At 66.2% G+C, this 9944-nt stretch carries 5 protein-coding genes and 1 pseudogene; 3 read left to right on the forward strand and 3 right to left on the reverse strand.

The window, feature by feature from the left end; all coding sequences use genetic code 11:
* Nucleotides 1–1330 precede the first annotated feature (1330 nt).
* Nucleotides 1331–2005, reverse strand: a complete 675-nt coding sequence (locus AB0M29_RS41740; protein WP_365392243.1) for a hypothetical protein — start codon at nucleotides 2003–2005, stop codon at nucleotides 1331–1333.
* 408 nt (nucleotides 2006–2413) lie between these two features.
* Nucleotides 2414–3637, reverse strand: coding sequence for a VWA domain-containing protein (locus AB0M29_RS41745; protein WP_365392245.1), 1224 nt, complete (start codon nucleotides 3635–3637; stop codon nucleotides 2414–2416).
* 426 nt (nucleotides 3638–4063) lie between these two features.
* Here AB0M29_RS41745 and AB0M29_RS41750 point away from each other — a divergent pair, with 426 nt between their 5' ends.
* Nucleotides 4064–7969 (forward strand): hypothetical protein, encoded by a 3906-nt coding sequence (locus AB0M29_RS41750; RefSeq protein WP_365392247.1) that lies wholly within the window; start codon nucleotides 4064–4066, stop codon nucleotides 7967–7969.
* Nucleotides 7970–8078: 109 nt separating this feature from the next.
* Nucleotides 8079–8246: pseudogene (locus tag AB0M29_RS41755) on the forward strand (IS110 family transposase); the annotation flags it as partial.
* A 98-nt stretch (nucleotides 8247–8344) separates the two neighbouring features.
* On the opposite strand, the gene AB0M29_RS41760 reads toward AB0M29_RS41755, so the two are convergent.
* Nucleotides 8345–8665: a hypothetical protein gene (locus AB0M29_RS41760; RefSeq protein WP_365392249.1), complete on the reverse strand. Its 321-nt coding sequence runs from the start codon at nucleotides 8663–8665 to the stop codon at nucleotides 8345–8347.
* A 569-nt stretch (nucleotides 8666–9234) separates the two neighbouring features.
* Between AB0M29_RS41760 and AB0M29_RS41765 the strand changes: the two genes are divergently transcribed.
* Nucleotides 9235–9525, forward strand: coding sequence for a hypothetical protein (locus AB0M29_RS41765; RefSeq protein ID WP_365392251.1), 291 nt, complete (start codon nucleotides 9235–9237; stop codon nucleotides 9523–9525).
* Nucleotides 9526–9944 lie beyond the last annotated feature (419 nt).

Consider the following 9944-nt stretch of genomic DNA (forward strand, 5'->3'; position numbering starts at 1 on the left):
CGATCGTCTTCGGCCCGCCCTGCACGCGCAGGGATGACTCCACCACGACCGGCCCGCTCCCGGCCCATAAAGCCTCCGCCCCGCACACGCAGGGATGACACCAGCTCGTACAGGGCCGCCCGAATCTGGAAGAACCGCCCCGCACAGGCAGGGATGACACCGCCATCCGCTGGGAGGCAGGTAGCGCTGTGGCGCTTCGCCCCGCACACGCAGGGATGACACGTGCGCCAGGACCGCCGGATCACACGGTGTGGAACTCGCCCTGCACACGCAGGAATGACACCGCGGCCGCACTTCCTCCACCCGCTGGCGGAACGTCACCGCTCCGCACATGCGGGGCAAAGTGCCAGGCCGTGTTGATGCAGGGAGTCATCCCCGCACGCGCAGGGCAGACGATGGCGCATGTTCGGTTGCCGCCTCAATCGGGAGTCATCCCTGCGCGTGCAGGGCGGGGTTGTTTCAGATCCCCAGAACAAAGCAGTACCAGGTGTCATCCCTAAGCATGCAGGGCCGAGGTGCTGGGCAGCCTCAAAATGCCCGGATCGTGGGTGTCATCCCTGCGCGTGTGCAGGGATGAGCAGCGGCGGGGCTTGCACCCCAATACAGGTCAGGTGTCATCCCTGCGCGTGCGGGGCGGGGGCCCTTCCTGAGCTGGAATGCTAGACCGTGCCGGGCACTGCCGCAGCCAACTTCGAGCCATGGATGATTCCTGATGCCGAACGCACAAGCTGTCGCCCTACTCCGTCGAACAACCGTGGCAGGACAGCATCGAGGAACGGCACAGCTCCGATACGCTGAAATCGACAATGCCGCAGTTCAGGTGAGCGATGGCACGCATTCCTACGCGAGTTATGCCAGCAAGCCCAGCGGCTCGGCTGACATGCCCCCGGGCCTCTGCCGACCTTTCCGCTGCGGGCGTGTGGGCCCCCGCACCAGAAGGGCCAACCCCGCTGCGCCCGCACACCCCCCACTCCCCCAACGCCAGCACACACCCAGCAAAGAAATCACCAAGCCCTGCTAACATCCCACGTCAGAAAGTCTCCACCCCGCACACGCAGGGATGACACGCGCAGCACCTCGCGGCAGAACTTGTCGAAGGACCCCACCCCGCAGACGCAGGGATGACTCCATCACGGGGGGGGTGCGGCGAGCCTCGACACGGTCTTCGCCCCGCACACGCAGGGCCGACACCGCCCTGAGACGGTCTGGCAGGCCCCCGGGATGCCACTCATTCTCCGACTTGCGACGATGCAGGCTGATCCGGCCGTGAGGCTGGGCGACCGATGGCCGGACAGGGCTGGCCGCCCTGCGCTTGGAATGGTAGGCGTTGCTACATGACGTCCGGGCCGGCGTAGGCGGCACAGGACGCGGGAATGCCTGTGACGTTGACGGTCGAGTCGACGTGGTACTTGTCCGATGCTGGTACCAGTTCGGGATATTCGGACGAGCCGCCGATGATCTGCTTCTTGGCGTTGTAGCAGATGATCCCGATGCGCGGGTTCTTCAACGGTTTGTCGGTGGGGTTGATGACGTCGAAGGACACCGACTCGCCGCCGAACTCGTCCTTGCCGATTTTCACCGCGGACGTCTTGATCAAGGGGTAAGGCTTGTCATTGAAGGTGCCGTTGTCCTCGACCAGCAGGCTCGCCTTCACTCTCGCAGCCTTCTCATGCGGCTTCAGGTCCACTTGAGTGCCCACAGCGAGCAGTTGGCCCGTGCTGTGGAACGACTCGACCTGCTCGGCGCTGGCGATCAGGGTTCCGGCACTATCGTAGACATTGAACTGCACAGTGACGGTCTGTCCAACGGTGGACGCCGTGTTCTTCACCAGTGATGTGACCCAGACGTACTCGCCGGTCTGACCGAAGCCGCTGTCCAATAGCTGTCCGGCCGACTTGTGTTCGGCGGCTTTCGCGGTGGTTGTAGGCATGCCGGAGGCGGCCTTGTTCGTCGACGGCTCCTGGGAGTTCGGCGATCCCCCGCACGCGACCAGAGTGACGGTCATGGCAACGCCACACAGCACAATCCCAGTGGAACGTGTAGTCATAAATATCTCATTCCTGCATGATTGGTGGACTGATAAGGCTTCGCGACAGGTACGGGTGTCCCTTGGGTCGCTAGGAACAGCGCTCCAGGTTCATCTGCCGCAAGGTCATTGGCCCGGGTGGAGGCCATCCGGCCGATGGCGATCAGAACCTAAAGCTCGACTCACCACCCCGTAGCCGGATCCGCTGCGGGTCATGGCCACGCTGCCCGTCGCCTATCCCCCGTCGTACGTCGGCAGAGGAGGCACGAGCCCTCCCGCAAGCGGCTGAGCACCAAGGTTTCTGCCATAGCGTGTTCGCCCGCACTGGGCACGGCGTATGCACGGGCGGGGGCTCGGCAGTTGCACGGGTGCGGTGGTTCCGGCGGGCTACCGGCGCGTCCAAGCAGCGAAGGCGTCGACGAGGCCGTTGTAGAAGCGGTCGCCTGGCACCGCGCCGGGGTTGGTGCTGGCGTCGTAAAAGGCTACGTTGGAGAACCGCGCCGAGGCGGAGGCGTTGAGGTTCTTGTAGAAGGCCAGCTTGCCGCGTCCGAAGCCCACAAACAGCCAGAACACGCCCAGGCCTGCTGTGTTCTGCAGCAGGGCCCTGAACGCAGCCTTGTCCCAGGGTTCCCTGCCGACCTGCACGACGACGAAGGCGGGGTCGGTGGCTGCGCTGTCCTGGTAATGGGCGACCGCGCAGCGCATCGCCGCAGCTACGTTCCCCCAGCCCCAGTCGACCTGCGTGTGCAGTTGCCCGATACGTCCCCGGTAGTTGTCCAGACTGATCTCCTCCAGAAAAGGCTCATCTGCACCGGAGAAGATCACCGGGACGGTGCCGTCGTCATCAAGGTTCACCGACAATGCAAGGACACGCTCGGCGAAGGCCTGGACCGCGAAGGACTCGTACAGGTCCTCCATGTAGTAGTCGTGGTCCAACAGCAGGTAGACCGCAGCCCGCCCGCCGGCGATGCCTCTGTCCGCCAGCGCCTGGCTTGCCTGCCGCACCGGCGCCACCAGGCCGGGCGCGCTGCGTTCGACCTTCACTAGCCCCACTGCCGTGCCCGGCCGGCCACTCCCATGCGGCGCCCTCGGCACTCCGGACGCCGGCCCGGCCGCTGGGTCGGGGTCGACGCTCACCCCGTAGTCGGTGGCCAGGCCGGCCAGGCCTGAGGCGTAGCCTTGGCCGACCGCCCGTACTCTCCAGCCCTCGCCTCGGCGGTACAACTCCGCGAGCACCACTAGGGTCTCTGCGTCGGCGAAGTCCGGAGCACTGAAGGCCATCGCAGGGGCACCGGGCTGGGTGAACGTCAGCCGGGGCGCGCGGGTGAAGACAGCACCAGGCTGCAGCGGATCAACACTCGCCGCGATCACCACACTCGTCACCGCGTGCGGCAGCCGGGCCAGATCCACCGAAACGGCCGTCCCCGACACGAACACGCCGTCTTGCTGCGGATGGTTGTAGAACACCAGGTCCTCGTCGCCGCGGACCTTACCGTCAGACCCCAAGAGCAGCGCCGATACGTCCACCGACACCCCGGTGGCAGCGACCGATAAGCCCACCGAACCACCGGTGACCGCCGCGTTCTCCCCTTTGCGCAAGACTGTCTGCATACCGCCCCCCTCATTCCTGAGGCCGCCACCGTACCCATCTGCATCGACGACCGCAGCCCAAACCCCGCAAGAGTCCCCCACCAGAGCTTCAGACCGGATATCACGGCTATCAGCAGGTACAGGGGGACTCCCCCTCCTCCGCGCCTACCCAGGCGCGCACGACCTGACGGCATGCCAACTGTTCCCGGACCAGGGCGTCCTGCGAGCTTCTGTGGGGCTTCTGGGCTGACCTGCAAACCACCCCGACGCGCAGGGATGGTTTCCACCACACGGCCTTCTCGGGTCTGGGACGATTGCGGCGTGTGGGCTGCTCCCAGGCTCGCAGACGGTCCGTCGCTCTGCGCGTGACCAAGTAGTTGTACGGGCGATGAGGGACGGTCGTCACTGCATGGCGCGTACATGACCAGCCCACTTGCGGAGTTACCTGTGTACGACACTGCGAGAGCCGCTCTGCAAGAGCTGGAGAACGATTACGTCTTTGAGCGGGTAGCACTGCATGTTCTGCGGGTCCGCTTCCCTGAGCTGCGGATCACGAGCGCTACTGGCGATCTCGGCCGAGATGCCTTTGACCGCCCTCTATTCGGCAAGGACGACAAGGTCGTCCTGTGGGTCAGTCTGCAGGGTAGGTGGACGGACAAGCTGAAGTCCGAGCTGGTGAAGAACAGCAAGCACGGACGCCAGGCCGAAGCGATCTACGTCACGAACCGGTCGACCAACGAAAAGACCAAGGAACGGTGGAGGACGACTGCCCGCGATGACTACGGCGTAGCGCTGGAAATCGTTACTCTGGCCGAGCTGGTCACCGAACTCGAGACCGATGGTCTGCGATGGGTGGCCGAGGTGGAGCTCGGGGTACGTCCCCGGGCGCCCTACCGGCTGTCGACGTCGGCCCAGTACCTGCAGGTCCTCGCCCCATCAGTGCCGGGCATGGACGCGCCGGTGGTGGGCCGCGAGGAAGAATCGCAGGCGCTCCGGGCGGCGCTGGCCGATCAGGGGCCCTTGTCTCGGGTAATCGTCGTGGAAGGCCCGGGCGGTGCGGGGAAGACCCGTCTGTCGATCGAGGCGTCGCGGCAGGTTGCTGCGGTGCTGGTCGCGCCCACCGGTGTGGCGCTGGAAGCCAGCGCCTTCGCCGAATTGCCAGTCGACGACGACTTGATTGTCTTGATCGATGACGCCGACCGCGCCCCTGATCTGAGTGGTCTGCCGGCGCTGCTGCACGATGCCCGGTTCCAGCGGGTGCATTTCGTCCTGACCATCCGGCCCGGGCGCCGCCTGAGCGTGCTGCAGCGTTGGGCCGTCGAGCGCTGGGCCGGCCCGGTAGTGCAGTTGCGTCCGCTGGAACGATCGGCCGTCGACGCACTCGTCACCGGGCACGGCATTCACAACGCGGCCTTCCGGCAAATCGTCATCCACTTGGCTGAGGGGAACCCCCTCATCGCTCATGCGGCTTGCAAGGAAGGCCTTGCCGCGAACACGTTCGACTGGCCACGCGCGGTGGACCTACTGCGTGCCACGCTCACAGGTCGCCTTCCGGCCGACGACCCCGCCGAGCAGCACCGGGCCACGGCGGTGGCATTGGCATTGCTGGGCCCGGTCGCAGGCGGAGAGGACCTGGCTGCGCTAACGGGTGCCACCTCCACACTCCCAGCGGAGCCGCAACGGTTATCCGTCCTGCTCGACGATCTGTCCGACATGGGCTTGGCCGACGCTTCGCCGTACTCGGTGCGTCCTGCCCTACTCGCTCCGGTTCTCCTCGCCGACGCGCTGGATCCTCACAGCCGAGTCCGACTGGACTTGGACCGGGCGCTGGACGTGCTGTTGGACAAAGCCGGTCTCAGCGCAGGGCAGGACGAAGATGTCTCTAGCGAGCGCCTGGCGTCCGGCGGGGCAAGGCTGGGACCTCAGCTGAACACGCTCGCGCAGGCTGCGCACGATCGCGCAGACCCTGCGACCGGGGCGCGACTAGCGCGATTCGTCCGTGCGCGGCTGGCCGACGAGGCGGATCTGGGCGCGTGGACGACTGTGGTCGGCCTGGCCAGTGAGGTGGCCGTGGCCGCTCCTGGGATCCTCACCGAGCTGCACGAGCTGCTGGTAGGAAGGTGGCCGGTGGCACCGTCAACCCAGTTGTGGGGCGGTGACCCGGCGGCGCACTGCCGTCACGAACTGCTGAGCCTAGGGGAACGCTTCGCCGTGCTCGCCCGGCATGTGGAACTCGATACCGTGCCCAGCCCGGTGAGTATGGTGTTGGATGTGGCCTGGCTGATGGATCCGGCCCTGCCAGCCGAAAGCTCTGGTCGGCGCGAGGGGGTCCTGCGCGCAATCGAGCAGTGGTGCTCGGCTCCAGCCCACGTACTTCCGACAGGGTTCGACGCACTGTTCGAGCGGCGCCGCGAAGTCCTGCGGGTCATCACCCAGTGGCACAGGGACCGTGCTACGTCCGCGCCACAGGGACTGAATACTGAGGACAACGCAGTCCGCGGACCGGTCAGCCTCGCCCGTGTGCTGCTGGCCGCCGTGCAGCCCCTACTGCGCCTGACAGTGGAAAGCACAGGCGGCAGTCCCGAGTCGGCGAGCACCATGACCCTGCATGCCATGGTGCTGCCGGACCGCCCGGAGACGCTCCCGCTCCTGCGCGATGCACTGACTGTGCTGGTTCCGCTCCTGGATGAACCCGCGCTGTACGACGCCGAAGGCTTGGCAGTCCTGCACACGCTCGTTTCGCTGCCCGGGCAGCTACGCGGCGAGGCCGCGCGGCCCACAGCTATCGCCGGCGCGCCTTTACCCGATCATGCGGTCACAGCGCTCGACACTGCCGCGGTCGAGTTCACCCAGCACGTTGCCGACCGGTGGAACTCGCTGCCCCTGTCGGTCAAGCGAAGCGCTGCGCAGGCCGTACTCGGGCCCGAGCCGCGGTCCTACACACTCGGCGACGCCGCAACGGCCAGGGACCCAGTGGCCGTCGCGACCCAAGCGGACGCGGCGCTGGCCCGTCTGCTGGTGCTGCAGCCGCTGCGTGACAAGAGCCCCTGGCGTGAAGCGCTAGAGGAACAGCACGAAGCCGCCCAACAACTGGGCACTGAGATGGAATTGCCCGAAGCTCTCCTGCTGCTGGACGAGACGAGCCCGAACGTCACAGGTCCGGCAGTTGCGGCGCTTCCGACTTTCGCCCAGGCGGTAGGGGTCGCAGCTACTGACCCTCAGCCAGCACTGGAAAGGATCGATCGCGCTGCGCTGGCCGGCGAGGAGGCGCTGCTAGCCGGTCTAGCTCGCAGTCACCCGGAGGTTGTGTGGCCCTGGTTGCGGGAGCGTGTCGGCGATCCGCGCCTGGCCTCTGCCGCGGTTGGGTGCGCCGGCGAGCACCCAGAGCACGAGCCAGGTCTGATCGCCCGGTTGCTGGAGGCGGTCTCGGCACAATCCACACCAGACAGTGAGATCGCCGCCCGGCTGACGAGGATCGTCAACTGGCATCTGATCCGGAGCAAGCAGCCGCTCGCTGATCGCCTCGCCGTCGCCGCATCCCTGGCCTCGCGCTGTCCTGCAGAAGCCTTGGCCGACACGCTTGAGAACATCGGCTTCCTTCTCAAAGAAGCCAGCAAGGAGGGCATCCCCATCCACGCTGTGCTCGCAGGCAAGCTCGGCGACGCCCTGCGACGTCGGCTCACTAGGAATGAACAGTTCCCCAGGACTGTGGACTTCGACGAAGACACAGCCTACGGCGCTGCCATGATCGCTTCCTGTCTCCCCGAAGTGTTCGCCGCTGTCACAATCGAACAACTGCTGGCCACCGGCGGCCGCTACGACCTGCCCGTAGCGTGGAAGCACTCGCTCAAAAGGCTGACGCCACTGGAACGTGAACAATTGGCCGATGCCTTCCTCCACCGGATGGCCGCTAACCGCCCTGTGGGCGAGGTAAACGAGCCTATAGAGCTGGCAGCCGCACGGCTGCTGCAGGCACTCGGCGCGGGAACAGACACATGGGCAGGCTGTGTGCGGCGGTGGGCATCAGGACCCCAGGCGCAGCGCCAGCGAGCTGCGGCCGCCATCCTGCACTCATGGCAGACCCCGCTATGGGCAGAGACCGTCGCAGTTTTGCTGACCGCCGGGATCGACGCCGACAGCAGGAACGCGCTCCTGGCGGGCATCGTCCTACCGGATCTGACACGCGATCTCTCGCAGGAGCTGCAGCCACGCCGCACGGCCCTGGCACCTCTCCAGACCGACCCCAACGCAGCAGTCCAGGCCTTCGCCTCCGACGCCCTGCACCGCATCGACGCCCTCGAGGAAGAAGACCGCCGAGACGAAGCCGACCACAGCCGCGGATACCGGCGCTGACGATGAATCGGAAGGGAATGGGCGTGCTCTCCGCCCCGCACACGCAGGGATGACACCGCAGCAGACGGGACAGCGGCGAGCCCCCGCTACCGTTTCCGTGGCCCCGGGCGACCCGGCATCGCGGGCCTGCTACGACAGGAAGATCGCACAGGGCAAGCACCGCTCCCAGGCCCTGCTTTGCCTCGCCCGGCGCCGGGCCGACGTCCTCTTCACCATGCCCTGCGACGGCACCTTCTACGAACCGCAGCCTGTTCGGGCCGTCGCTCCGCAGACCTAGACCATGGTCAAGAGGTGGTCCGTGGGGCCGTAGTCGATCTTCCAGTCGGCATAGACCCCGGCGGCGCCGTCCTTCTGGCACCGCAGCCCAACGGTCACTCAGCGGACCGATCCGTCGGCGGCCAGGGAGAACGCGACCGCCGTCTCGAACTCCTCGCTCCCACACGGGCAGCAGGCCTCACCAGGATCCGCGTCCTCCCAGAACTCCTCGCTATCCGCGATGAACGCACGGCCGCCGCAACCAGCGCACACCCGCTCGGCTCCGCCCTCGACATCGTCGACGAGCACGAAGAACACGCACCCGCCACACCCACCGCAAACGGAAGAAACAATCTTCACCGGACGGCCGTCGACGGCGTTCCGGAGAAACACCGCGAGCTCCGCAGAGACACCCTCGCCAACCTGATCATCAGCATGCACAGGAATATCGTTCCAGACACCCGAACTAGCCCGCCTTGCGTAGGGGCACCCTCCCCCACGCGCCCCGCCCACACAGCACCGCGACACGGCATGTACTCGGCGGGCCAGCCGGTGTTCATGTCCTGCCAGCCGGACGGCTGGGGCAGACGTTCTGGCCTGTCGGGACGCAGACCGACCGGGGCGGCCCGCCATCCAGCCGACGCGGCCACGGCCGGAGGATCGTGCAGCAGGTCGGGCGCGACCGTCGCCGTCCAGCAGCACCAAACCCAGTAGGCCTCTTATTCATGCCCCGTCTGACAAGCCGGGCTAGCAGTAGACTGAACCAGAAACCCGCAGGTCAGCGAGCCACTCCTATTGGGAATCTCATTCCAATGTCCTGCGGATTCTCATCTGATGTCGCGTCACATTCTCACTGCATGACGCATACCAGACGCCGGCCATGGATCAGCGCCAAAGGCAGGGTCTCTGCACTGTGCAGACGCTTCGTGTCACTCAAGTGAGATTTCACAGGGACAGCGAAGTGAGACTCAGCAGCTGGCGCATGAGCTCGGGGTGGAGCTGGCCACCGGATGAGCCAGCCATCTCCACGGGGATGGTCGCTGGCTGTGGCGACCCATCCGGCCGCTGACATCGCGGCAATGCCCCGCGATCTCCAGCGAGGGGTGGTGAATTTCCTCTCGGCGCTGGCGATCGAGGCTGGTAGCGCGATCGAGGCCGGGAAACGGCCTCCAGGGACTGCCCTCGACGACGTCGGTCTCAGGTACAGCATCGTCGTCTTCGGTGAGCCCGTCGTCTGCGAGTTCATCGTCGTGCCCGGATCGCGAGAGGTCCGTCTCACGACCCTCGTGTGGCTGCACTGATCCGCAGGCCTGTTGGAGTGCAGCCCGCGACGGTAGGCGGGAATCGCAGTAGGTGGGACTCCGCACTTCACTGTCACGATGTTCGTCGGACAGCGCCTGTAGCGCTTCGGTGGCCTTTACCTGCGTCTTCGTATGTGTCTGTCTGAGAGCGTGGTGGTGAATCGGGTGGTGTTCGGTGGGGCCGTGTCGGGGATGCCTCGAACGTTCATGCTGGCCGCTGGGCGGGCGTAGACGAACGGGCCTCTTGGTAGGAGTGCGGTTGTCGAGACCAACCCTCCGGCCCAGGAGGCCCGTTACTGTATCAGTTGACCATCTGCGTGCCGATCGGTGCCACTTCGGACACTCTGGCGTGTGACTGTTACGTTCACCAGTACGGGGCGATCGTTTCCGGACGGCGTGCGCCGCACTACCCGTCCGAT

Source organism: Streptomyces sp. NPDC051976, assembly GCF_040680795.1.
In the GTDB taxonomy this organism is placed as follows: domain Bacteria; phylum Actinomycetota; class Actinomycetes; order Streptomycetales; family Streptomycetaceae; genus Actinacidiphila.

What these genes read in the sequence shown, in the direction of transcription:
- AB0M29_RS41740 (WP_365392243.1), bottom strand. Translation starts at nt 2,005, where the DNA reads ATGACCGTCACTCTGGTCGCGTGCGGGGGATCGCCGAACTCCCAGGAG.
- AB0M29_RS41745 (WP_365392245.1), bottom strand. Translation starts at nt 3,637, where the DNA reads ATGCAGACAGTCTTGCGCAAAGGGGAGAACGCGGCGGTCACCGGTGGT.
- AB0M29_RS41765 (WP_365392251.1), top strand. Translation starts at nt 9,235, where the DNA reads ATGAGCCAGCCATCTCCACGGGGATGGTCGCTGGCTGTGGCGACCCAT.